At 39.1% G+C, this 24482-nt stretch carries 18 protein-coding genes and 1 pseudogene; 9 read left to right on the forward strand and 10 right to left on the reverse strand.

Annotated elements, in window-relative coordinates; all coding sequences use genetic code 11:
* Nucleotides 1-66 precede the first annotated feature (66 nt).
* The 3 genes from MSMAS_RS06830 to MSMAS_RS06840 form a co-directional block, all read right to left on the reverse strand.
* Nucleotides 67-987 carry a glycine betaine ABC transporter substrate-binding protein gene (locus MSMAS_RS06830; RefSeq protein ID WP_048046389.1) on the reverse strand — a complete coding sequence of 307 codons (921 nt, stop codon included), beginning with the start codon at nucleotides 985-987 and terminating at the stop codon, nucleotides 67-69.
* 173 nt (nucleotides 988-1160) lie between these two features.
* Nucleotides 1161-1991: an ABC transporter permease gene (locus MSMAS_RS06835; protein WP_011031995.1), complete on the reverse strand. Its 831-nt coding sequence runs from the start codon at nucleotides 1989-1991 to the stop codon at nucleotides 1161-1163.
* Nucleotides 1988-3340 carry a quaternary amine ABC transporter ATP-binding protein gene (locus MSMAS_RS06840; RefSeq protein WP_011031994.1) on the reverse strand — a complete coding sequence of 451 codons (1353 nt, stop codon included), beginning with the start codon at nucleotides 3338-3340 and terminating at the stop codon, nucleotides 1988-1990. The genes MSMAS_RS06835 and MSMAS_RS06840 overlap by 4 nt, the downstream gene beginning before the upstream one ends.
* 928 nt (nucleotides 3341-4268) lie before the next feature.
* On the opposite strand from MSMAS_RS06840, the gene carA reads away from it, so the two are divergent.
* From carA to MSMAS_RS06855, 3 genes are all read left to right on the forward strand, one after another.
* A complete protein-coding gene (gene carA, locus MSMAS_RS06845; protein ID WP_048040213.1) occupies nucleotides 4269-5375 on the forward strand; it encodes a glutamine-hydrolyzing carbamoyl-phosphate synthase small subunit in 1107 nt (368 codons plus the stop codon).
* Nucleotides 5375-8596 (forward strand): carbamoyl-phosphate synthase large subunit, encoded by a 3222-nt coding sequence (gene carB / locus MSMAS_RS06850; RefSeq protein ID WP_048046390.1) that lies wholly within the window; start codon nucleotides 5375-5377, stop codon nucleotides 8594-8596. The genes carA and carB overlap by 1 nt, the downstream gene beginning before the upstream one ends.
* Nucleotides 8597-8977: 381 nt before the next feature.
* On the forward strand, nucleotides 8978-10162 hold the full coding sequence (locus MSMAS_RS06855) for an argininosuccinate synthase (RefSeq protein WP_048046391.1): 1185 nt from the start codon (nucleotides 8978-8980) through the stop codon (nucleotides 10160-10162).
* 295 nt (nucleotides 10163-10457) lie between these two features.
* On the opposite strand, the gene MSMAS_RS06860 is transcribed toward MSMAS_RS06855, so the two are convergent.
* Nucleotides 10458-12095: an SIR2 family protein gene (locus MSMAS_RS06860; protein WP_048045014.1), complete on the reverse strand. Its 1638-nt coding sequence runs from the start codon at nucleotides 12093-12095 to the stop codon at nucleotides 10458-10460.
* A gap of 75 nt (nucleotides 12096-12170) precedes the next feature.
* Nucleotides 12171-13604 (reverse strand): annotated as a pseudogene (gene tnpC, locus MSMAS_RS06865) (IS66 family transposase).
* 409 nt (nucleotides 13605-14013) lie between these two features.
* Between tnpC and MSMAS_RS06875 the strand changes: the two are divergent.
* The 5 genes from MSMAS_RS06875 (at nucleotide 14014) to MSMAS_RS19435 (ending at nucleotide 20387) form a co-directional block, all read left to right on the forward strand.
* Nucleotides 14014-16725, forward strand: a complete 2712-nt coding sequence (locus MSMAS_RS06875; RefSeq protein WP_048037754.1) for a hypothetical protein — start codon at nucleotides 14014-14016, stop codon at nucleotides 16723-16725.
* A 514-nt stretch (nucleotides 16726-17239) separates the two neighbouring features.
* Nucleotides 17240-17587 (forward strand): hypothetical protein, encoded by a 348-nt coding sequence (locus MSMAS_RS06880; RefSeq protein ID WP_230625044.1) that lies wholly within the window; start codon nucleotides 17240-17242, stop codon nucleotides 17585-17587.
* Nucleotides 17588-18592: 1005 nt separating this feature from the next.
* A complete protein-coding gene (locus tag MSMAS_RS06885; protein ID WP_011031982.1) occupies nucleotides 18593-18940 on the forward strand; it encodes a hypothetical protein in 348 nt (115 codons plus the stop codon).
* Nucleotides 18941-19287: 347 nt separating this feature from the next.
* On the forward strand, nucleotides 19288-19833 hold the full coding sequence (locus MSMAS_RS06890) for a DUF6398 domain-containing protein (RefSeq protein ID WP_011031981.1): 546 nt from the start codon (nucleotides 19288-19290) through the stop codon (nucleotides 19831-19833).
* 404 nt (nucleotides 19834-20237) lie between these two features.
* Nucleotides 20238-20387, forward strand: a complete 150-nt coding sequence (locus MSMAS_RS19435) for a hypothetical protein (protein WP_226987654.1) — start codon at nucleotides 20238-20240, stop codon at nucleotides 20385-20387.
* Between the two features lie 306 nt (nucleotides 20388-20693).
* On the opposite strand, the gene MSMAS_RS06900 is transcribed toward MSMAS_RS19435, so the two are convergent.
* The 5 genes from MSMAS_RS06900 to MSMAS_RS06920 form a co-directional block, all read right to left on the reverse strand.
* Nucleotides 20694-21053 carry a toxin-antitoxin system TumE family protein gene (locus tag MSMAS_RS06900; RefSeq protein WP_011031980.1) on the reverse strand — a complete coding sequence of 120 codons (360 nt, stop codon included), beginning with the start codon at nucleotides 21051-21053 and terminating at the stop codon, nucleotides 20694-20696.
* Nucleotides 21050-21370, reverse strand: coding sequence for a hypothetical protein (locus tag MSMAS_RS06905; RefSeq protein WP_226987653.1), 321 nt, complete (start codon nucleotides 21368-21370; stop codon nucleotides 21050-21052). The genes MSMAS_RS06900 and MSMAS_RS06905 overlap by 4 nt, the downstream gene beginning before the upstream one ends.
* Before the next feature lie 207 nt (nucleotides 21371-21577).
* On the reverse strand, nucleotides 21578-21802 hold the full coding sequence (locus MSMAS_RS06910; RefSeq protein ID WP_011031978.1) for a type II toxin-antitoxin system HicA family toxin: 225 nt from the start codon (nucleotides 21800-21802) through the stop codon (nucleotides 21578-21580).
* Nucleotides 21803-22021 (reverse strand): type II toxin-antitoxin system HicB family antitoxin, encoded by a 219-nt coding sequence (locus MSMAS_RS06915; RefSeq protein ID WP_048131895.1) that lies wholly within the window; start codon nucleotides 22019-22021, stop codon nucleotides 21803-21805.
* Between the two features lie 552 nt (nucleotides 22022-22573).
* Nucleotides 22574-22759 carry a CxxC-x17-CxxC domain-containing protein gene (locus MSMAS_RS06920; RefSeq protein WP_015410807.1) on the reverse strand — a complete coding sequence of 62 codons (186 nt, stop codon included), beginning with the start codon at nucleotides 22757-22759 and terminating at the stop codon, nucleotides 22574-22576.
* 618 nt (nucleotides 22760-23377) lie between these two features.
* On the opposite strand from MSMAS_RS06920, the gene MSMAS_RS06925 reads away from it, so the two are divergent.
* Nucleotides 23378-24463, forward strand: a complete 1086-nt coding sequence (locus MSMAS_RS06925) for a HEAT repeat domain-containing protein (protein WP_015410806.1) — start codon at nucleotides 23378-23380, stop codon at nucleotides 24461-24463.
* Nucleotides 24464-24482: the final 19 nt, after the last annotated feature.

Below are 24482 nucleotides of genomic sequence, written 5' to 3' on the forward strand. Positions count from 1 at the left end.
GAAATAGAAATGAATAAAGAACCATAGAAATTATAAATCAGGTAAAAAAATAGGAAGAAGGGAATTTTACTCTTCTACTTCTTCTCCTATCCATTCATTGACTTTTTCCGGATTGTTCTCGACCCATTTTGCTGCAGCTTCTTCAGGAGCCATTCCACTTTCAATATCTACCATAACAGACTGAATATCCTCGTGGGTCCAGGCAAATCTTTCAAGGATACCATAAAGGTTAGGCATATCTTCTTCGAGGCCCTGCCTTGCAAGAGTCTCAACATTATCTGCTTCTCCGTAATATCCCTGGGGGTCGTCAAGGTACTTGAGGTCCCAGCGGTTAAAAGCCCAGTGAGGGGACCAGAGCGTCACAACAACAGGCTCTTCGTTATTTATGGCTCTTTGCAGAGCTGCGGTCATGCCTGCACTGCTGCTAGAGACGAGAGTGTAGTCAAGGTCATACGCTTCGATTACATCTTCGGTAATCTGCATGACTCCAGCTCCCGGGTCGATGCCGATGATTTCTCCATTAAACATTTCTTTATTATCATTCAGGTCTTCAATGGAATTGACCTCTTCTACATAAGTCGGGACAGCAAGCCCGATTGTGCAATCTTCCAGGTTCACCCTGACAGAGTCAATCCTGTCTCCGTATGTTTCCCAGTAGTTCGCCTGGGTCTGGGGAAGCCATGCTGATGTTGTGAAATCGAATTCTCCGGAAGCCACACCCTGATAAAGGGGTCCCGCATCCACTGCAATTATCTCCACATCAGTATACCCTGCCTGCTGGAGAACCTGCTGGATCACGTTGGTACTGGCAATTTCTCCGTCCCAGAGGACGTACCCGATTTCCACTGGCTGATTGTATTCAGCAGCATCTGCTGTTTCTTCAGTGCCTTCCTGTGTATCGTCCGCACAGCCTGCCCCGAAAATAAAGAGGCCAAGTACAAGCCCGACTATAAATAATGATTTCGGTTTTTTCTTATTTAATTTCACCTTTTCACCTTTGCATTGTTCAATATGACACAACCAGTTCCACAACACAATCAATTTATTATGGTTATAATCTGGCCGTTGTTGTGTCTAATATAAAATTCCCAAACGGCCTGGGAAAGAGTATATCGATATAAACACATTGTGAATCGATAAATGGAAAAGATACCCAATCTTTACTTCGGACTGAGGTTTTGAGTGATTCTGTCAAGGATCACAGCAAGAATAACAATTCCGAGCCCTGCTTCGAAGCCAAGGCCTATGTCAACCCTCTGTATCCCGAAGAGCACCTGGTAACCAAGACCTCTTGCTCCTATCATGGCGGCTATAACTACCATTGAAAGGGAAAGCATAATACACTGGTTAACTCCTGCCATAATTGTCGGCAGGGCCGCAGGCAGCTCAACTTTAACAAGCTTTTGCCAGGGTGTTGACCCAAAGGCATCCGCAACCTCCTTAAGCTCCCGAGGAACCTGGCGGATTCCAAGATTGGTCAAACGAATGGTAGGAGGCATTGCAAACACAAGGGTTGCAATCATGCCCGGGACGTTTCCAAGCCCGAAGAAGATCAGGGCGGGAATGAGGTAAACAAAAGAAGGCATGGTCTGCATAAGGTCCAGGATCGGCTTCAGGACGTTAAAGAAGAAATCACTTTTAGCAGCGAGAATTCCCAGGGGAATTCCTATAACCAGTGCCAGAAATGCCGAGGAGATCACAAGGGAAAGTGTTTCCATTGAAAGTGTCCATAGTCGCAAATTCTCAATCAACAGGAGACCGACAAAAGTTCCCACCGCAAGTTTCAGATTTTTCTTGCCTGTGAAATAAGCCAGGGCAGCAATAAGCAGCGCGAAAATGAGAGGTGGGAAAAGCATCAGAAAGTCCCTGAATCCAGTAATCATAAAACCAAGGAAATCGCTTATAATGTCCAGGAGCCAGCCAAGATTGAGCTCGATCCAGTAGACTGCAATCTCAACGTAATCTCCTATAGGAATTTTGGAGAAAATCACATTTTAACCTCCACATTTTCAGATTTTTGACTAATATCTTCCACTTCGGAAGAAAGTCCCTTCTCTGAAGCGGGGCTTTCCTGCTGTCCTTTGTTGTCTAAAATCTCCTTATTTTTGTCTTGAACAGGCTCTCCTTCTCCTGCTGAAGCTTCTTCAGGCACATCTTCAGACATTGCAAGAGCTCCGAGAACGGTTCCACGAATGATGATTCCCTTGAGTTTTCTGCTTTCGTCAACTACAGGAAGAGGATAACTGCTGTTTGCAATTAAAGGAATGATCTCGGAAAGGGGCATATCAAGAGGTATGGAAGGGATTTCCCTGATGATAGATTCTAAATTCTTTTTTGATTTTAGAGCTTCCACAGCGTCGTCTATCATAATTATACCCTTCAAGAGTCTATTTTTTCCTTCAACCACAAAGATTGAAGAAATTCCATATTCTTTCATCAACTGCACGGCGACCCTGGGTCCGGAATTTATAGATACCAGCGGTTCAGGCCTCCACATTACGTTTTCTGCAGTCAGGACTTTTGAGCGGTCTACACCCTTTACAAACTGGGACACGTAGTTATCTGCCGGATTGGTAAGAATTTCTTCCGGGGTTCCGATCTGTACAATTTCCCCGTCTTTCATCAAAGCAATACGATCTCCCAGCTTAAGTGCCTCATCCAGATCATGTGAAACAAAAACGATTGTTTTTTGCAGCTTGTCTTCAAGAGACAGAAGCTCATCCTGCATTTCATTCCTGATAAGAGGATCAAGGGCACTGAAAGCCTCGTCCATGAGTAGAATATCGGGGTCATTTGCAAGAGCTCGTGCAAGCCCTACCCTTTGCTTCATTCCCCCACTGAGCTGAGTTATTTTGCTATCTTCATAACCTTTCAGTCCAACAGTATTTATTGCCTCTACTGCTTTGGAATACCGTTCATTTTTAGGTACTCCCTGGATCTCCAGTCCATATGCAACGTTGTCCAGTACGGTCCTGTGAGGAAGAAGAGCAAAGTTCTGGAAAACCATTCCGAGTTTGGTCCTGCGGACTTTTCGGAGCTGTTCTGCGTCCATTACTGATATATCCTGCCCATCAATCAAGATTTTTCCACTTGTGGGATTGATCAGGCGGTTTATACAGCGCAAAAGAGTAGACTTTCCGGACCCTGAAAGCCCCATGAGCACGAAAATTTCTCCGTCGTACACATCAAAATTAATATTGTTAAGGCCGACAGTCTGCTTTGTTTTTTCAAAAATTTCGTTTTTTGTATGTCCTCCCTTGAGAAGGGATAACACTTCCTGAGGATTTTTACCAAAAATCTTGGTAAGATTCTTGATTTCTATTTTAGCTATTTCACTCACAAATTATACCTCGATTTACTCGAAGATTTTTTTCTAGAATACGTGTAAAAATAATAATAAATAGTTATTATTTCGACTGTCTCGAGTATTTAAAATTACTCCGTGTATTCTATACCATTGCCAAAGTTATAAACTTACCAGCCTTTATGAAAATACAGATTATGACCATTCATTGTAAATCTTTTAAAAGTTGTAATCAGTACAAAGTGTTAAAACACGCTTCATATCAAAGTGCCAAAATATCAAAGCGTCAATTACACTATCAATTGTACTCATCGATTATTGCAGGTCATATAAAGTATTACAAATCATTGTATTTTTACAAAAAATTTGTAACTTATTTGAGCTTTTCAGATCGTAGAAGTCTAAAAAGACTGTCGTTTAAAAGACTGTTTTATTTTGCATAACTACTTTTCAAGATATCATATATATAATTTACTGCTAAATATTTAAACACTGAATCTTTCCAATTGCGTAAGTAATACAAAAAATACGCTTGTAGAGATTGTTTTTTTACATGAACTTCCCTTATTAATTCTACTCTTGAAGTTCTTTAGACATATCACCATAATAACCCACCTATATAATATATTGAGAAAGTAGTGGGGGAGTATTAGGGAAGTATTGACTACAGTATTGACTAATCATCAATTTGTCTAAAGAAAATTTCTTAAAAAATAAAATTTCCAAAGATAATTTTCCCAACTGCTTAACATATAATTAAGAAAGAATATATATAAATATTCGTATTATATGAAAGGTATTCTAAAAGATGATTATCAAAAAAAGATGGTTATAAAAAAAGACGATTATCAAAAAAGATGGTTATAAAAAAAGACGATTATAAAATTGTATGTTTATAAAGTGACTTCTCCAATCATCGCAACACTTATACATGTCTTATGACATTTACTCGCAGGTTCAGATGATGAAAGCAGTACTAGGATTAGAAGATGGAACAGTTATTAAGGGCACCGGTTTTGGTGCCGAAGGCACAGCTTGCGGCGAACTCGTTTTTACCACTCAATTCACAGGATATGAGGAGGCTCTGACTGACCCTTCCTACAAGGGCCAGATTTTAATGTTTACTTACCCTTTGATAGGGAATTATGGGGTCAGCGGAGAGAGGTTCCAGTCCGACAACATCCATGCTGAGGGGCTTGTTGTCAGGGAAGCCTGCAAAAAACCCTATCACTACAAATCCACCCGTTCTATCCACAAATTTTTAGAGGATGAAGGAAAACCAGGGATTGAAGGCGTGGACACCCGTATGCTCACAATAGGGGCAAGGGAGCATGGGACCATGCGTGCAGCCCTTATCACAGGGAGTGACGATGGGGAAGAAGCCGTTGATATGGCGAGGAACTTTCCGCAGGTAACGGACGAAGAACTTATTGCACGCGTAACCTGCAAAGAACCCCGCTTTATTCCCGGAGCAGCCGGAGCATGGAAAGGAAGCGGCAAACCCAAACATGCAGTTGTGGTCGACCTCGGCATAAAGAGGAACATCATAAACAACCTGCATAAAAGGGGAATTGACCTGACCCTGGTTCCTGCAACCACAAAACCAGAAGAAATCGCAGGCTACGAGCCTGACATGCTATTTATCTCAAACGGTCCAGGAGACCCGGAAAAAGCAACGGATGCTATCAATGCCGTAAAGGCTTTTGCAGGCACGATTCCGGTAGCAGGGATCTGCTTCGGGCACCAGATTATCTCCCTTGCAATGGGAGCAAGGACATACAAGCTTAAATTCGGGCACAGGGGAGGAAACCAGCCCGTAAAGGACCTTATCGAGAACAAAATTTTCATAAGCTCCCAGAACCATGGATATGCTGTCGATGCGGATTCCCTTGAAGGGACAGGGCTTTATGTAAAGTACCTGAACGCAAACGACAAAACCGTTGAAGGGGTTTCCCACAAAGACCTCGACATTTTCAGTGTGCAGTTCCACCCTGAAGCACAGGCAGGTCCACTGGATACCGAGGAAACGTTCTTCGGCAAGGTAGTGAAGGTCCTCGGAGGGGGTCTCTGATGCCTAAACGTGAAGACATAAAGAAAGTTCTGCTTATAGGTTCAGGGCCGATTACAATCGGGCAGGCTGCAGAGTTCGACTTCTCAGGAAGCCAGGCTTGCAGGTCCTTAAAAGAAGAAGGCGTCCAGGTTGTGCTTGTAAACTCCAACCCTGCAACCATTATGACCGACCCCGAAATGGCGGATTCGGTCTATATCGAGCCTCTCGATGCAAGGATCATAGAAAAAATCATTGAAAAGGAACGCCCTGACGGGATAATTGCAGGCATTGGTGGGCAGACCGGCCTTAATATTACCAGTGAGCTTGCAGAAATGGGTGTCTTTGAAAAATACGGCGTTCAGATCCTGGGAACTCCCGTTGAAGCCATCAAAAACACGGAAGACAGGGAACTCTTCAAGGAGACCATGCTCAGTATAGGAGAGAAAGTGCCTCTTAGCAGGGCAGTCCATTCCTTAAAAGAAGCCGAAGAGGTCGTTGAAGAACTCGGTCTCCCGCTTATTATCCGCCCGGCTTACACCCTTGGCGGCGCTGGCGGCGGAATTGCCCGCACAAAAGAAGAACTCCTTGAGATCACGGAACGCGGGCTCAGGCGCAGCCGCATTAACCAGGTGCTTATAGAAGAAAGCGTTCTCGGCTGGGCAGAAGTCGAGTACGAGGTCATGAGGGATGCAAACGATACCTGTATCGTCATCTGTAACATGGAAAACATAGACCCCATGGGCGTGCACACTGGAGAATCGGCAGTAGTCGCCCCATCCCAGACCCTGAGTGATGAAGAGCACCAGATGCTCAGGAGTGCTTCCATTAAGATCATCCGCGCCCTCAAGATCGAAGGTGGGTGCAATATTCAATACGCCTTAAAAGAAGGCGACTACAGAATTGTCGAGGTAAACCCCAGGGTTTCCAGGTCTTCAGCCCTTGCATCCAAAGCAACAGGCTACCCGATAGCCCGCGTAACTGCAAAGATCGCAATAGGGATGACCCTTGACGAAATCGTGAACAGCGTCACAAAGAGCACACCTGCCTCTTTTGAGCCGGCTCTTGACTACGTGATTACAAAGATCCCGAGGTGGCCTTTTGACAAGTTCACCACCGCAGACAAGACCCTGACCACGGCCATGAAAAGCACTGGAGAAATCATGGCAATAGGCAGGACAATTGAGGAGTCTCTCCTGAAGGCTTTCAAGTCTCTTGATATCGATAACCAGCTCGGGATAAAACGCTGGGACGAGCCTGAGATAAAAACTCTCCTCAAGACCCCAACAAGTGAACGCCTTTTTGTAATCTTCCATGCGCTCGAGAGAGGAATGTCGATAAAGGAGATTGCCGAACTCACGAGCATCAACCCCTTCTTCATCTCAAAGATGAAAAAGATCGTTGAGATGGAAAAGTGCATCAGGACAGAAGAACTGGCCCCTGAATTTCTTCGCGAAGTAAAAAGGATGGGCTTCCCTGACAGCCGCCTTGCAGAGCTTACCGGAAAAACAAGGGAGCAGATAAGCGACTTCAGGCACGAAGAAGGAATTTTAGCCACCTTCAAGATGGTAGATACCTGTGCAGCCGAGTTCGAGGCAGCAACTCCTTATTATTATTCTACTTACGAAGATACCTGCGAGACAAACTCAACAGATAAAAAGAAAATCCTCATCCTCGGTGCAGGTCCCATCAGGATAGGGCAGGGAATTGAGTTCGACTACTGTACCGTCCATGCAGTAACCGCGCTAAGGGAAGAAGGCATAGAGACCCATATAATTAACAACAACCCTGAAACCGTGTCTACTGACTTTGACACTTCGGACAAGCTCTTTTTTGAACCCCTCACAATGGAATACGTGATGAACGTTATTGAACGTGAGAGGCCTGACGGTGTCCTTGTGCAGTTCGGAGGGCAGACCTCGGTTAACCTTGCGCTCCCCCTGAAAAAGGAATTGAAGCGCAGGACAGACCTTAACACTGTGATTCTCGGGACAGATCCTGAAGACATGGACCTTGCCGAAGACAGGGAAAAGTTCTACCTCCTTATGCAGGAACTCGGAATCCCGCAGCCTGAAGGAGGATATGCAACTTCGCAGCAGGAGGCTATCGAGGTTGCAAAGAGGATTGGTTTCCCGGTACTTGTGCGCCCTTCCTATGTGCTCGGCGGAAGAGCGATGGAAATCGTTTACGACGAAATCGACCTCGAACGCTACATGAAAGAAGCAGTCAGGGTTTCACCGGAACACCCGATCCTTATAGATGACTTCCTTGAAGCAGCCTGCGAAATCGATGTTGATGCTGTCTGCGACCAGATAGACGTACTGATCGGCGCAATCATGGAGCACATCGAGGAAGCCGGCGTCCATTCAGGAGACTCTGCCTGTGTAATTCCGCCCCAATCGCTCTCCAAGGAGGTCCTTGACCAGGTAAGGGACTATACAAGGAAGATAGCTCTCGGCCTGAGGGTCAAGGGTCTGATAAATATCCAGATGGCAGAAAAAGGCGGAAAGGTCTTTGTGCTTGAAGCAAACCCGCGTTCAAGCAGGACAATTCCTTTCGTTTCAAAAGCAGTCGGTATCCCGCTTGCAAAGATTGCAGCCAAAGTGATAGCAGGCCACAGTTTAAAAGATCTCGGCTACACTGACGAGCCAAAGCCAAAACATGTCTCGATTAAAGAAGTCCTCCTGCCCTTTGACAAGCTCCCGGGGGCAGACCCTGTCCTCGGACCTGAAATGAAGAGCACGGGAGAGGTCATGGGTGTTGACTACGACTTCGGAAGGGCATATTACAAGGCAGAACTTGCAGCCGATAACCTCCTGCCCCTTACAGGAAAGGTCTTCCTCTCAATCAGGAATGCTGACAAGCCCGAACTTGTGGAAGCAGCCAGAAAACTTCAGGCAGCAGGCCTTGAACTCATGGGTACAAGGGGAACTGTGAACTACCTTGCACAGCACGGAATCTTCATGGACACGGTTAAGAAGGTGCATGACGGAAGTCCGAACGTTATCGATATGATGCGCAGGGACGAAGTCGACCTCATTATTAACACCCCAACAAGCAAGATGTCCCGCAAAGACGGCTACAGGATCAGGCGTGCGGCTGTTGACTTCAAGGTCCCGTACATCACCACGATCCAGGCTGCGGTTGCAGCGGCTGATGCGATTGAGACCATGAAGAAAGGACAGGACCTTACTATCAAATCCATCAACGAGTACCACAAAGAGATGGAACAGAAGGAAGAGTAAGGTAAAGTAAAGAAAAAAACTGTCAGCAGGTAACTCTTAAAGGAGTGCCTGTTGAAGAGTATTGCTTAAAAAAACCGTTGTAGCAACGGAAAATTTCATTTGAATCTCAGCTGGCGGGGCGGTTTTCCGTCCTCCGGCAAAACAATAATTAGTTTTTGAATCTATCAGCTGTTAGCTGTCAAATTTACAGGATTAACCTTACTGCTACCAAAATTATTAAACTTATTAATCTTATTAACCCATAGCAAATCGATCTATTAGCAGATCAATGCATTAGCAGATCAATGCATTAATATATTAATTTATTAGCGTGTCACTCGATTGACACATCAATTATTTTGGTTCTTATCACATATCTGCCAAATAAGGGGTAGTAAAAGCATGGTAAAAAAAGTTGCACTTGCATATTCCGGTGGGCTTGACACCTCTGTGTGTATCCCCATCCTCAAAGAAAAGTACGGTTACGATGAAGTAATTACAATTTCGGTTGACGTCGGCCAGCCCGAAGAAGAAATCAGGAAGGCTGATGCGAAAGCCCAGAAGATCAGCAACAAGCACTACACGATCGATGCAAAGGAAGAGTTCGTAAGGGACTACATCTTCCCCCTGATAAAAGCCAACGGAAACTACGAAGGCTATGTCATGGGCACGTCCGTAGCCCGCCCCCTGATTGCCAAAAAAGTAGTCGAAGCAGCCAAAAAAGAAGGCGCAATTGCCCTTGCCCACGGCTGCACCGGAAAAGGAAACGACCAGCTCCGCTTTGAAGCCGTCTTCCGCCAGACCGATATGGACGTTATCGCCCCAATGCGTGAGATGAACCTGACCCGCGAGTGGGAAATCAATTACGCAAAGGAGCACGGCATCCCTGTCGAAGCCACAAAGTCCAAGCCCTGGAGCGTTGACGAAAATATCTGGAGCCGCAGCATCGAAGGCGGCAGGCTTGAAGATCCCTCTTTTGTCCCGCCGGAAGAGATCTTCGAGTGGACAAAATCCGCAGAAGATGCCCCGAACGAGCCCAGGATCGTTGACATTGACTTTGAAGCCGGTGTCCCTGTCGCAATTGACGGCGAAAAACTCGGCGGCTACGCCCTTGTCAAGAAGATGAACGAAATTGCAGGCGAGAACGGCGTCGGCAGGACAGATATGATCGAAGACCGTGTGCTCGGTTTAAAAGCACGTGAGAACTACGAGCACCCGGCTGCAACCGTACTCCTCGCAGCCCACGCCGACCTCGAGAAACTCGTCCTCACCCGCGGGGAACTGAAGTTCAAGAAGATTGTTGAAGAGCAGTGGTCCGAAATGGCATACGGAGGCCTTGTGGACGACCCACTCTTTGCCGACCTCAACGCCTTTATTGACAAGTCCCAGGAAAGGGTTACAGGCACAGTGAAAGTGAAGCTCTACAAAGGCGCACTTACCATCCTTGCCCGCAGCTCACCAAATGCGCTTTATTCTGAGGATCTCGTTTCGTTTGACAGCCAGACCATTGACCAGAAGGACGCAGAAGGGTTTGCGAAGTATCACGGATTCCAGGCGAGGATGTACAGGAAAGTGATGGAAAAATAAATAATCTGGAGAAAGATGCTAATTTAGCATCTATTACCTTTTTTATAGGATTTAGTTTTAATAAAGAATAACAAAGGATAGTTTTCGAGAAAACTCTACGAAAAAGTGAATCACTTATACCTGTATTTGCTATGAGCCAATCCCAAAACTCAAAATTTGCTCCTCTGAGTCCAGTATTTAATGATAAATCGAACTTCTGATTATGAAAGCAATCCCCAATAGTTCTGATAATTGAGACTGAAACTGGGTTTTGGGATGAGCTCTATTATAACTGATTCCAAAAACTAAATTTACCTTATTTTCTTTCCCCGATTTTGCTGAAATCATAATAGTCAAGAGGATCATAAGATGGGAGCCTTCCAAAGAGTTCACTAAACTTCCCATGTTTTTCAGAAATCATTTTAACAAATCCCTCTTTATTATTTTCAAAGCCCACTGCAATTAATAATTTTTCTAAAAAGGAACTACTTTCGGCTTTTCCAAGATATGTAGGTATATTTTTTAGATAAACGCAACTGCGTGGAATCCAGATGTTATATATGGAATCTTCTTTACAGACAGTTCTCATAAATAAAAAGTAATCTGCCTCTAAGAAATCTTTATGAGAAATTAACTTAGATAAGTCACTATTTTCAAATCTATCCTTGATATAGTCTGCCATAACACTGACTCTTCTAAGTTCCAATCTTCCATTTCTAAATTCATTCAGTGACCTTACGTACTCACTTATGTTCTCAATTTTTACATAACGAGGCCCACGCCTACTTTCCAGAAATAGGTCTTCTGAAAGTATGTACCCGAGAGAATCCCATCTACCATATTTAATTAACTCAGCAATAAAAGAGACGAACATCTCATATACGAGAAATTTATAACCATCAAAATCTGTTTCGTGGTAAGAACCATAAAAATCATCAGGAATATCGTATAGTTTTAAAAAAAGACCAAAATGTTCGTGTATGGTTTTAATAACATCAATATTATGGTACATTGATGCAAGTGCTACAGCTTCAATAAAATCGTAGGATATCGATAAACTATCTTCTATCTGTTTAACTATTGCATCGTCTCTATGTTCAAACTTTGAAAAGTCTGGTTTCATTTTACCTAATCTTTTAAATATATCATTAAGATATTCAGAATACAAAGGAACTGCAGGCTTATTTTGTGATTCTAAAGCATGTTTTAAATCTGAGATAGTTAATCCAGAGCCAATTTCTGGTGCTAGACTATCTAGCCTACTTAATAAGTTTAGATAATCTTTTATGAATTGGCTTGCACCTGAACATTGAATATAAGTCCAGTCTTTTGCATCTAAAATACTCCTAATTTCACCCTCTGGAGATTGTGGATCAACCCAAAAAAGTGGATAGTAGGTATAGTTTCTTTCATTAAAGATAGTTTGTATTCCTTTATCTTTTCCTGAGTATCCAAGGACAATAACACCATGTTCACTTAAAACTCTTATCAACTCTGTTTCCATTATAGAAGACAATTTTTCTAAATCTTTGGGAGTATTTTTTAGAGCACCCTTACCTAAAGTTCCATGGGGCTTATAAATTCGTACTGCTTTACAATGTATCAATGGCTCTGAGTTTCTTAGATCATCATCTGTAGAAATTACTTGGATTTTCAATCCTTTCTCTTCTAGAGCTTTTTCAATATAATGGTCAAAATTAGTAGTAATTATAGCACGTATTATATTTCTTCGCGCCAATTCAGCGATATATCTATGGGCCTCACCAATATCATATTTAGTTAAATATTGATCGAGAAATATTTGTTGATCCAGATTATGAGGATAGATTTTCTCAATAAGTTCTGAATACTCCATATTACTATAACGACTTTTTATGAACCAATCTTTCAAATTGATATTGGGGTCTATTGAATCGTTCTCAGCCGCATAAAGCAAACTTGCTGTTTTGAGCATTAGATCCCAAGAGGTTGGAATTCCTGCATCTTTTGATACACCAGCTCCAGCAAATAAAACATATTTTGTAACTATTCAGGGTATAGTTAACGGCGCTCTCTTGAGCGCCGCTATAATACCCTCCAAAACAGGTAATCCGTTCTTTCTAATTGTAGAGATGTAAGCTCTAATTCTGCAGAAAGCTTCCGCTCCTTGTATAGTTCTGAAAGTTCCTGATATTTTCTGCTGTAATTTCATCATCCTGATATCTCTTTCTGCCTGATTATTCTCAAACGGAACTTTCAAATCTTTCAGGAATCTCAGGATCTTTTCTTTGTGTTCTATAAACCTATCCAACAGATTCCTTGCTTTTGTCTTTGGATTCTTTCCACGTTTTCCTTGTTTTTCAGGATTTAGAGATTGTGGATTTTCCTCAATCCCTTTCATGATTATAGCATCAAACCTTTCTTCCAATGCTTTAATTTGCTCAAAATCCAGTTCTTTGACTTGATCCTTGCATTCGTCGGTATACTTTTTCATCTCAGTGAGCAATTCATTCATTTCTTTAGCCCACTGCTGTTTATAGTTCTCTTCAATTCCAGTAAGTTCTCTCTGTAAATGAGCATTACAGAGAGCATGATCACAGTCATAAACGTTGTAAGGTTTCCATCCGTCGTGAACTGCTACTCCCTTAAACTCCGGAAGAATACCCATAGCGTCTATTGCTTCTGCTCCTCTTTTTGAGTGAGGTAAATAACAGGTGTATTTCTCATTAGAAGCTACATGAAGCCAGTGTCGTTTTCCTTCGATCTTCATACCAGTTTCATCAAAATGGACAACATGAGAAATCATTAATTTCTCTCTAATAACGTTTTCAAATTCCTCTAAATTCTGGAAACATTCTCTTTCTGCTCTAATTATCGTAGCAGGACAGATTTTTATTCCCATTATGTCCTCAAAAAATTCGGAAATTCTTTCATAGGGGATAAAATGGTGATTTTTACAGTAAATAGCTGAAGCTAAAATATTTGGACCATACTGAACTGGATATTTAACTGATTCAGGAAAAACAGCTTTATTTATTTTTCCACAGTAAGGGCAGGTCTTTATCTGACTTTTGTGTTCTGTAACAATCAGATTTACAGGAGGAATATCAAAGACCTGTCTTTTCTCATAGGCTTCAACTTCAACATTCTCAAGAGTATGGCCACATTCTTTGCAGCAACTCAAAGAATGTTCTATTACCTACTCAGGATGATCAACCATTTCAAGAGTTGTTCCTGGATGACCATCTTGACCTCCAGGTTTTTTGCCACTCTTTTTACGGAGACTCTTGGGGTTAGGTTTCTCCTTGATAAAAAAATCAGTAGAAGGAGGGCGACTGCTGTTACGACTGTTTTGGTTTAAACGAGATTCTAAGGCTATCAACCTTTCAGTAAGTTCTTTAATTTGAGTTTCAAGACTCACAATGTAAGCAATGACTTCAGGGTTTGAAGCACACAAAGCAAGAATCTCTTCACGTGTAGGCATGATAACGAAACAAAATAGGATTCAATTTATATCCAATTTTTCCTCGAAAAGAGGAAAAATTGTAGCCTTTAAAAGGCTGCCTGAATAGTTACCATATTTTTTTTCACCTGGCTGGGCATTAGCTGCTAATTTTACTATTGGGTTCGTATTCATCACCATATAATAGGACAAAATAATTTAGCTTATTTCATGAGTTATTCAAATATAGAATTTATGAAAAAATAAGGAAAAAGTTTATTACTATATTCAAAAACTTGATCTTTCACATCTTTTTTTAAGAGAAATAAAAAGGAACATATTTAAAGAACAAAATAGTTAATCATGTTCGTTGATTTTAACACGAAGTATTTACAATTATTCAAATAAATTAAAAAATAAATGCTCAATAATGACCATGTGAAATGTTTCTATGCCTTCTGAAGAAAAAGAAAAATCATCTAGCGAGAATTTCGAGAGGCTACTAAAGAATATTAGAGGTAGCACAAAAACATTAAAAGGAAATTTAGATATCAAGAGCGAAGACTTAGAAAAACTTAATGAGAATTTTGTGTCAAAGCTATCTGAGCAATATTCAGAACAATATTCTAAGTTGAATAAAGAACAGCTTCGGTTAGATGAAAGTAAGAAAAATTTAATTGATAACAGTAGAGTCATTACAAAAAATATCTTCCATGTTTGTCATCAAGGCAGAGAATTCATAGTAAGTTACAAAAAAGAATTAGAAGATTTTCTTAAAGCACTCAACCATCAAAAAAATTTATTACTTTTTATATTAGTATTCAATCTTTCCATTTGTTCTTATATTTTGGTAGAAAAGATGCATGAATTATATCTGAGATCAAACAGTTCTGTTTTTGAAATTATTACATCTACCATAAGTTTTTCTTTCAAAAATATAGCAATTTACCAAACATTGTTAGCCGTTCTCACTTACTTAATCTCTTGTAAATTACTTGGGTTAATAAAAAGAAATAAAGAAAAAAGTGAAGAATTTCAAAACAAATTTTCACCTATAGATTCACATCTAGAAAAAATCGAGCGCTCTCTCAATAGTTTCAATTCACAGAACAAGGAAGCTATAGAAAATAACCTTCAGGTGGAAGAGAAAAAAATTAGAGGACTCTCATCGATAAATTACGAAAAAGAAAAGCAGTATGGAATTATAAAAACGATCAAGACGGAGATAGATAAAACCATTGAAGTTATTGCAAGTACTTACCCATGGTATGAAAAAATACGTGAAATGGATGCCTTCGAAAAAAAATGGGATTTAGAGTGCAGTAAATTAACTAATATTTCTAAATATTTTAATCTCAATATCGACGATGCTATATCTCTTTTAAAAAACGACATAGATTATTCTCTGATGAGAGACGATAATTCAGTACTTGAGAAAGAAATTATTGACAAGATATGCTATAAGACACAATATGATAGAGAAATAATGGAATTTCTAATCAAACATTATTATAATGAGAACACTGATTTATTGTGGCAGAAATTAAAAGACTCAGAAAGACATATGTTATCTACTTCATCAATACTGTACAGTTCAGGACAAATCAAATTTGATGAAAATTTAATTGATGAAGATATATTTTGTTTAATACTTCAAAAATTGCCTACATTTAGTTTTTCTTCTATTTCTTCGAATATTGAATCATACCAGAGAGTATATCTTTACATTGAGAATTACATGAAAAAATTAGAAACAGAAGGAAAAATCAAATTTGAGAGGCAGTTAACTAAAAAAGAAGTTGCTGATAATATTTCATACGATAAAGTTTTCGAATTAAATTTTTTATCTCTTTTCTCCAAACAACTCGATCTAAGTACTCTGTTTTTCGAAAATGAACCATACAAAGATGCTCTTAAGGCTATTGTGTTTAACCATGATATTAACTTCAGGAGCACAGTATGCCAAGAAGCTGCAAAGCTAGACCAGACAATTTACATTTTAATGGAATATCATGAACTAATACAGAAAAAGAATAAAGGTAACCAGTTTTTCGTATTAAATGATCTATTTGAATGTGGCTTTGATTTTGAAGAAATAGAAAAGGAAATTCTCAACAACCCCATGAAAAAAAGGCAACATCAATTTTTCAAAAACGAGTTAAGAAGAGGAGAATGGTATGATACTGGGCAAATGTTACTTAAAAGCATGCTCGAAGACATCACATCCAAACTACAAGTAGAAAAGAAATATGAAACATATATAGGAGTTGTTAAGAAATCCTTTGAAAATGTTAACATAAATACTTTAGATAAAGCTATAGATGCTAACCTATTTACAACCTATTTGATTTTATCTAGTTCTTATAAAGGTCCACTTTTAACAGAAATTATTGATCCTTTGTCTTGCAGAATAAACCAATATAATTCTCCGGATTCACCAAATGTTAAGGATTTTGAAAGCAAATACAAAATTTCACTATTCACTCAAGAAGGAATAAAAAAATACGATTTTGCAAAATATTCTGATTCTACTAGATTTGGTATTCTACACAGAGACATATCATTTGTTGATTTTGTAAATGGAATTAAAGAAGATGTAAACAGAATTTTTAATGAAAAGAAATCAGATAAAAAATGGGAGAATGTTGGATTTTCAGTTATTAGAATAACACCTTCTAAGTACAGTTTTGGTGCCATGGATGACATATCAGACGCCCAAGTAAAAGACATGTCAATCTCAAAGTTTATAGCAAGAATGGCAATGGGATATACTAATGATTTAGAGAAAACTGCACTTACTGTACTCGATAAAAACGTGAATCTTTTTAAGGTTATTGAGCAGTATTCGATATTTGAGTTAGTAACGTTGAAAATGAGTGATGTGGGAAGTTACGGAAAATTCTTGAAACAAGATAAACTCAAGAAAGCTATATTGTTTAAGCTGTTAGATCTCTATGGAATAGAATCATTCAAGGACTTGGGATATCTTGTTAAAGATGATGAAAGCTTCAAAAAAGAAATACAGCAAAATCTCTTGGAAGTGTTTAAATCAGAATATATTATCGATAGCGAAAACACATTAGTGAAGACTAAAAAGTTAGAACTTTTTGTGATTGCTTTAATAGGAGCAGCAGAAGATTTAGCATTAATATATGATATTTGAAAGTTTTATTTATTCTGCATAGACCTTTACTTGACTAAAGTTTATGGGCAAAGGTTTTCATATCGTATTCAGCGGTCCGATTCATACCGATTTTTTCCTCGATCCGTAATTCATCTAGAAAAATCGGTTGAATCAGAAAAATCCCCACGAGGAAAAAGAATCGGTTAATCTAAAGAAGCCCTGCAAAGTGCCTCTTCTAAAGCTGCAAAAATCACGGGTTTTTCGATTTTCGCTTCTCTAAACATTATATCAACAAACGTGTTCGGAGTAGATGTAAGCAGACCGCCGGCAGGAAAAATATATTTTAAATGAATTGATGATGGGGAAAATTTTCATTTCTTATTTGGCGGTCCAGTTTTTACATTTCACCGTAACTCTAAAACGTCCCTCAACGGAAAAGAATTACTTTAATCTGAAATCCAGCCCTGCGAAGTGCTCCTTCTGAATTTGCAATTTAACTGAATGAATAACCTTCTAAATATTCAAGTTCATGATGCTGTATAGTGATGTTTTTATGCAAGAAAGGAAAGTCAAAGTTATGGACTTCACAGGGGAATGGCACATTTATGAGATGGAACAATGGGATGAGGACTATTTCAATATGGACGTTCAGGCTTATATTATGATAGAGCCAGACAACATGGGGCATTTTCAGTTTGGCTTAGTTTATGGTGATATCGACGGAAGAATCGTTGAATATGCCGATGGCAAAAGATTTGAATTCACCTTTGAAGGAAATGAGGAGTGCGACCATGTTTTTGGTAGTGGCTGGGTAAAAATTAAAGAAAAAGACGTACTGGAGGGCGAGTTTAGATTTCATCTTGGAGATAGTTCTACCTTTTTAGCAATGAGAGCAAAATAACAAACTGAAGTTTTTCAATTTCACTTTTCTTAACTTTATCTTAACAAACTTATTTGGAGAAGATTTTAGCAGGCCGCCGGCAGGAAAAATATATTTCAATTGAATTGGTTAAGGGGGAAGATTTTCATATCGAATCCGGCGGTCCAGTTTTGGAGAGATTTTACGAAAACTGAATCAGGTTACTAATTTTTCAATTGAATCAGAATCCCCAAAAGAAAAAAGAATCGCTTAATCTAAAGAAGCCCTGCAAAGTGCCCCTTATAAAGCTACAAAAATCACGGTTTTTTCAATTGCACTTTCCGTAACTTTATCTCAACAAACGTATTCGGGGTATATTTAAGCAAACCGCCGGCAGGAAAAATATATTTCAAATGAATTGTTTATGAGTGAAGTTATTCGTTTCGTATTCGGCGGTCCAGTTTCTGACAGCATTCCATGATCCAAAATTCCCTTGAAAAATGTAGCTTGAATCAGAAATTCCCCACGATGAAAAAGAATCGGTTAATCTAAAGAAGCCCTGCAAAGTGCCCCTTATAAAGCTGAAAAAATCACGGGTTTTTCAATTTCTCTGTTCTTACCATTATCTTAACAAACGTTTTCGGGGCAGATTTAAGCAGACCGCCGGCAGGAAAAATATGTTTCAAATGAATTGTCTTGAGAAAAGATTTTTCATTTTGTATTCGGCGGTCCAGTTTTGGAAAGATCCAACGAAAACTGAATCAGGTTTCTAAGTTTTCGATTGAATCAGAAATATCCCCACAAGGAAAAAAGAATCGGTTAATCTAAAGAAGCCCTGCAAAGTGCCCCTTATAAAGCTGAAAAAATCATGGGTTTTTCAATTTCGCTTTTCTTAACATTATCTTAACAAACATGTTCGGGGTAGATTTAAGCAGACCGCCGGCAGGAAAAAGATATTTCAAATGAATTGTTGTAAAGGAAGATTTTCATTTCTTTTATCTGGCGGTCCAGTTTCTGCCTGCTTTCTTTATCGTAGGTGGTGTTTTTATGCAAGAAAGGAAATTCAAAAATATGGATTTCACAGGGACATGGCACATTTATGAAATGGAACTATGGGATGAAGACTATTTCAATATGGATGTTCAGGCTTATATTACGATAGAGCAAGACAACATGGGACATTTTCAATTTGGTTTAGTTTATGGTGATATCGACGGAAGGATCGTTGAATATGCTGATGGCAAAAGATTTGAATTTACCTGGGAAGGAAATGAAGAATGCGACCATGTTTTTGGTAGTGGCTGGGTAAAAATTAAAGAAAAAGACGTATTGGAAGGTGAGTTTAGATTTCATCTTGGGGATAGTTCTACCTTTTTAGCAAGGAGAGCAAAGTAATAAAATCAAGTAATCTAAAGAAGCCCTTCAAAGTGCCCCTTATAAAACTACAAATATCGCGGGTTTTTCAATTTCGCTTTTCTTATCATTATCTTAACAAACGTGTTCGGGGTAGATTTAAGCAGACCGCCGGCAGGAAAAATATATTTAGAGCCTATCCCAAAACTCAGAGCTATGTCACCATATCTGGAATTTGGAATAATCAATCACTCTTGTGATATAGAAAATAGTTTTCAAACTCTTATGATGTCGAATAAATACTGGTTTTGGGATGAGCTCAGAGATAAAATATGGATCTGAAAAACTATAAAGTATAAATCATATAAAAGGTACTCAGGGGATGAACTATGAGCGATCGCGAACTTATAAAGCAAAAGAAAGAAGCTCTCATTGAGATGACAAACGGTTTTGCGGATCGTTATCTTGATGAAGACTATAAAATGCTGTGCAGGAAGCTCATCGACAAAATGAGCCGGAAAAGGAAGGTGCCATTTATTTCAGGAAAGCTGGAGATTTGGGCGGCTGCAATAGTTTATTCTCTTGGGCAGATTAATTTCCTTTTTGATAAAAGTTTTGAGCCCTACGTGAGCGCTACTGATCTTTGCAATTATTTCGGGACAAGCCAGAGCACAACTTCACAGAAAGCAAAGATAATCCGCGATATGTTCAAAATGAGATATTTCGATGAGGAATTCTCAACAAAAAGAATGCTCAAGGAAAATCCCCTGAATGAGTTCGTAATGATCAATGGGCTTATTGTCCCTGTTTCTGCCGTTATTAGGTTATTTGAAGAAAAGGAAGCTCAATTGAAGAAGGAATTAAATTTGGAAAATGAGGACTCTGTTGTGAAGAAAAAAGATAATAGAATAAATCGGGATCTAGGAGACTTTTGAATATCTTCTAGAATCATAAAAATCTACTATCAATTCCACTAATCAGAATTCATAGAAAACAAACATATTTTTATATATTGAGCTGATCCCAAAACCAATTTTATTCTCATATCAATAAGAAATTAATAACTGGCTTCATTCGCAGAGACGCGATTGACGATTCCAAATTTGAGATTATGGAAGGAAATTTAGAGTTTTGGGATCAGCTCTTACAATGAATCGGTTTTGGGGGAAGATTCTCATATCGTATTCAGCGGTCCAGTTTCTGCCTGCTTTTTTATCGTAAGCGGTGTTTTTATGCAATAAAAAATAATCAAAATTATGGACTTCGCAGGGACATGGCACATTTATGAGATGGAACAATGGGATGAAGACTATTTCAATATGGACGTTCAGGCTATATTATGATAGAGCCAGACAACCTGGGATATTTTCAATTTGGTTTAGTTTCTGGTGATATAGACGGAAGGATCGTTGATTATGCTGATGGCAAAAGATTTGAATTCACCTTTGAAGGAAATGATGAGTGCGATCATGTTTTTGGTAGCGGTTAGGTAAAGATTAAAGATAAAGACGTACTGGAAGGCGAGTTTAGATTTCATCTAGGAGACAGGTCTATCTTTTTAGCAAGGAGAACAAAGCAATAAACTGAAATTTTTAAATTCAACTTTTCTTAACTTTATTTTAACGAACGTATTTTGGGCAGATTTGAGCAGACCGCTGGCAGAAAAATATATTTTAAACGAATTGGAAACATGAGTAGAGTTGCTCACAAAAATGATGAAAGGAGAAAGATGAAATCGGATCGGGTCTTTCGAAAAATGGATTCCTGACATGCACTAATGAAAAATCGTTGATAATCAGGGATTTGGACTCAGTATTTTTTCCACCTCACGGAGAATGTCTTCTATAAATACTTCGGGAGATTCTCTCGGTTCTGCTTCATTTCCGTTATGGACATGATAGGGGAATGTTTTCAGGTCTTTCCAGTGTGGGGAATTATCCCAACGCTTTACCATTTCATCCCCTTTTTGCAGGTGATAGGAATATCGTCTAAAATCTGACCCTGAACTTTCATTTATCTGCAACGTGTAACCCCCTTTAAGAGTTACTCTTGCTTTCAGGGCCTGGACAGGAGGTTCAACTATTGCTTTGATAACGTTTAATTCAAGTACAAGATCACTGGAAGAAAGAGCAGAAAAAATTTTGCTTATTGTCATAAGAACTGTTCCCAGTACCGTGATGCTGTGACATAGCTTTCCCAGATTATGAAATCATCCCATTCTTCAAAATCTTCTTCCCCGACTCTCGAATGGATTCTTTTCTCAAAAGCAGAAAAGTCCATCCCGTATTTCTGCTCCATTTCAGCTATCTTTTTGTTGTAGTAATCTATCTTCTGTTCAGCCTGGTCATGCACAAGCCGCTTTAAAGCCTCCTGTTCGTCTTTATACAGGCCTGCTTTCACCATGTCACTGATAGGTTCAAAGATTTTCCGGGAAATTTTCACGTACTCAATAGCATCTCCCAATAGTATCACCTAACTACCATTTTGTCTCTCCAACCTTAAATGTATTATGTATGTTCCTGGTACCTCTCTTTTCTACCACATTTGCAAAAGTATTCGGGGTAGATTTAAGCAGACCGCCGGCAGGAAAAAGTATATTTAAACTGAAGTAACTCAGGGTAAGAAAAACATCTCCTGACAAATAGAGTCCACTCGGTAAAGTACCCAAACAAAAAAATCTTACTTTAAAAGAACTTCGAATTCTTCTATCGTCAGCCCTGAAGCTTTTATCAAATTTCTTAAAAGGCCCGGCTTCAGTTCTTTGTGCTTCGGGACAGTCAGCGTAACTTTTGATCCTTCCTTTCTAAGGACAACATGACTTCCTACCTGCCGGTGAGGGAGCCAGCCAGCTTTATAAAAAGCTTTGATTGCCTGCATTCCGGAAATTACAGGAAGTCCAGACATTTAAGCAACCACATCGACAACTCTACAGGAAGATTTTCCAATGCATTCCTGCAAGTCGTCTTCTGCAAGCGATTCCAGGCAGGCCTGAATCGCTTCTTTAATATTTTCAATAGCTTCTTCTACAGTATCTCCCTGTGAAAAACAGCCAGGTAAACCGGGACAGCTGGCAATAAACCCTCCGACTTCTTCGTCTTCCTCAAGGATAATTTTGAATCGCATAATGTCGATTACGAGGTTTTTGCTTAAATTTGTATGGGTGAAAGTATTTGACATTTGGTTTATTCCAAAATATAACACCTGAAAACTAACTTGAATCAGAAAACTCCCACCAAAGGAAAAAGAATCGCTTAATCTAGAGAAGCCCTGCAAAGTGCCCCTTACAAAGCTGCGAAAATCACGAGTTTTTTCAATTTCACTTTCCTTACATTATCTTAACAAACGTGTTCGGGGTAGATTTAAGCAGACCGCCGGCAGGAAAAATATATTTTGATTGAATTGGAGACGAGGAAGAAGATTTTAATTTTGTATTCGGCGGTCCAGTTTTGGATAGATCCAACGAAAACAAAATTCAGTTAGTAGATGTTCACTTTAATTCGAAAACAACTACCCTGGTCAAAAAAGATATTGATAACTCTTGAAAATAACCCTGAGGAAAATCTATCGATAAAAGTAAAATTAATTGGCCTGTAAAAAGTATATTCCGAGTCTAACGTGTATTTAAAAAAGTGGAAAAGAAATAAGTGTTTGTAAACTAAGTTACACGAATAACACTTAATAGCGGTTTTCTCTGGGCTTCCTGTGGTTAGGAAGACACTCTCTGCAGTAAACAGGTCTTTCGGGGTCAGGTTTGAAAGGTACTTCGGTTTCAACACCGCAGTCAGAACAGACTACCTTGTGCATTTCTCTGGGAGCGCCGAAATTATTTCCTCTAAACATATTTCTGTCATTAAAAGCCATTTTTGTTTCACCTTGTTTTAGTTTTTTATTTGTTTGAAAATAAGATTGTATAGACTCTTTGATTAAAAACAAAAATTGGTTTTTAATAGCAGATTATCATACGTCTCTTAATTTATCAACACACATACACAGCGCTTATAATATATAAATCTACTTATAAAAATGAAAACCGTACTCTTTTAACCAGAGGATAAATTCCAGATATGGTTTACAAAGGAGATAACAGTCTATTTTCTGTTATCTCCTGAAAATAGAGGTCTGCTAACAGGGTTTTACTTCTAAAATAATCCATCAACAGAAAAGAATCGCTTAATCTAAAGAAGCCCGGCAAAGTGCCCCTTATAAAGCTGCAAAAATCACGTTATTTCAATTTCACTTTTCTTAACTTTATCTTAACAAACGTGTTCGGGGTAGATTTAAGCAGACCGCCGGCAGGAAAAATATATTTCAACTAAAGTTGAGCGAGTAAATAAGGTAAATTTGTTTAAAGGAAGGCGTGAAAACTGAACTTATATAAGCATAAAACTCTATTAAAAATTATATTCTGATGAAAAAAGTTCAGTTTATGTTCAAGGAAAAAATGCTACAAAAAAATTTAGGGAACTTTGGTGGCAAATATTGAAAAGCTTAAAAAGGACTCGTAAAAAAAAGTACGATAAAAAAGTGATGGAATTAAAGTGGCTTTTAAGCCAATTGAGAAAAGAAGATAAGTCACCTGCTGATAAGCAGAAAATCTGGAAGAAATTTATCAGTCGAATGGCTGATTCTAGTGGTGATGTCTGCATATTACCATCTTTTTTATTCAGAAGCTTAATTTCACGTGTCCCAAATAAACAACAGAGTTGGGAAGACCTTCTGATAGTTGTCAGCAGAGCAAAAGAATTTCCACTAGAAGACCCCTCCTTTGTATTTGATACTAACTTTCAATACGTCCCTGATAAGCAAAATGCCTGGAATAGTTTGTATAAACTAACAAGGGATAAGAAAGCAAGCGTAAGAATAATTGCGGCGTATTCATTAGGTAACTTATTTTCACTGGCTCCTGACAAAGAAAAAGCGTGGAAGAATTTACATAAACTGGCAAACAGCGAAGATGTTTACGCCCGTATAGGTGGAGCTAAATCAATAGGCTCAGCGTTCAGAGATATATCGAATAAGCAGGAAGCATGGAACGATTTGCATAAATTGACTAATGATCAAGAAGCTGTTGTAAGAGCAAACGCAATAAATTCACTTGATCCAGTATTCCCATATATTTCAGATAAACAGGAAGCGTGGAGGAATATACATAAGTTTTTAAATGAAAGTGATTTTCGCGTAAAATATTGTGCAGTAAATTTCCTCAACTCAGATGCAGTTGTTCCAACATTTATCTCTGTTCCTGATAATCAGCAAATTTGGGAAGATCTGGTAAAAATAGCGGTAAAAGAAGAAGGATTCATAAAATTTAACGCATCAAGAGCACTTACCGGATTATATCCATATTTGCCAGACAAAAAGCAGGGATGGAAGGATTTACACGAGTTAACTAATAGCAAAAATTACTTGGTAAGAAGGGAAGTAGTATATTCTCTCAAAGTTGCTTTTGAGCATCTTGAAGATAAAACTCAAATTTGGGAAGATTTACATAGATTAGCCAATGATGAAGATAAATTTGTAAGAAGCACTGCGGCAGATTTCTTGAAAACTATTGCAGGGTATTAAATATGAAACAGAGCAAGAA

The sequence above is a fragment of the Methanosarcina mazei S-6 genome (genome assembly GCF_000970205.1).
GTDB lineage: Archaea > Halobacteriota > Methanosarcinia > Methanosarcinales > Methanosarcinaceae > Methanosarcina > Methanosarcina mazei.

Excerpts from the sequence above, each read along its gene's own strand:
- MSMAS_RS06915 (WP_048131895.1), bottom strand. The coding sequence starts at position 22,021 with ATGCGATTCAAAATTATCCTTGAGGAAGACGAAGAAGTCGGAGGGTTT.
- MSMAS_RS06875 (WP_048037754.1), top strand. The coding sequence starts at position 14,014 with ATGCCTTCTGAAGAAAAAGAAAAATCATCTAGCGAGAATTTCGAGAGG.
- MSMAS_RS19435 (WP_226987654.1), top strand. The coding sequence starts at position 20,238 with ATGATAGAGCCAGACAACCTGGGATATTTTCAATTTGGTTTAGTTTCT.
- MSMAS_RS06890 (WP_011031981.1), top strand. The coding sequence starts at position 19,288 with ATGAGCGATCGCGAACTTATAAAGCAAAAGAAAGAAGCTCTCATTGAG.
- MSMAS_RS06910 (WP_011031978.1), bottom strand. The coding sequence starts at position 21,802 with ATGTCTGGACTTCCTGTAATTTCCGGAATGCAGGCAATCAAAGCTTTT.
- MSMAS_RS06880 (WP_230625044.1), top strand. The coding sequence starts at position 17,240 with ATGCAAGAAAGGAAAGTCAAAGTTATGGACTTCACAGGGGAATGGCAC.
- carB (WP_048046390.1), top strand. The coding sequence starts at position 5,375 with ATGCCTAAACGTGAAGACATAAAGAAAGTTCTGCTTATAGGTTCAGGG.
- MSMAS_RS06855 (WP_048046391.1), top strand. The coding sequence starts at position 8,978 with ATGGTAAAAAAAGTTGCACTTGCATATTCCGGTGGGCTTGACACCTCT.
- carA (WP_048040213.1), top strand. The coding sequence starts at position 4,269 with ATGAAAGCAGTACTAGGATTAGAAGATGGAACAGTTATTAAGGGCACC.
- MSMAS_RS06900 (WP_011031980.1), bottom strand. The coding sequence starts at position 21,053 with ATGACAATAAGCAAAATTTTTTCTGCTCTTTCTTCCAGTGATCTTGTA.
- MSMAS_RS06885 (WP_011031982.1), top strand. The coding sequence starts at position 18,593 with ATGCAAGAAAGGAAATTCAAAAATATGGATTTCACAGGGACATGGCAC.
- MSMAS_RS06860 (WP_048045014.1), bottom strand. The coding sequence starts at position 12,095 with ATGCTCAAAACAGCAAGTTTGCTTTATGCGGCTGAGAACGATTCAATA.
- MSMAS_RS06920 (WP_015410807.1), bottom strand. The coding sequence starts at position 22,759 with ATGGCTTTTAATGACAGAAATATGTTTAGAGGAAATAATTTCGGCGCT.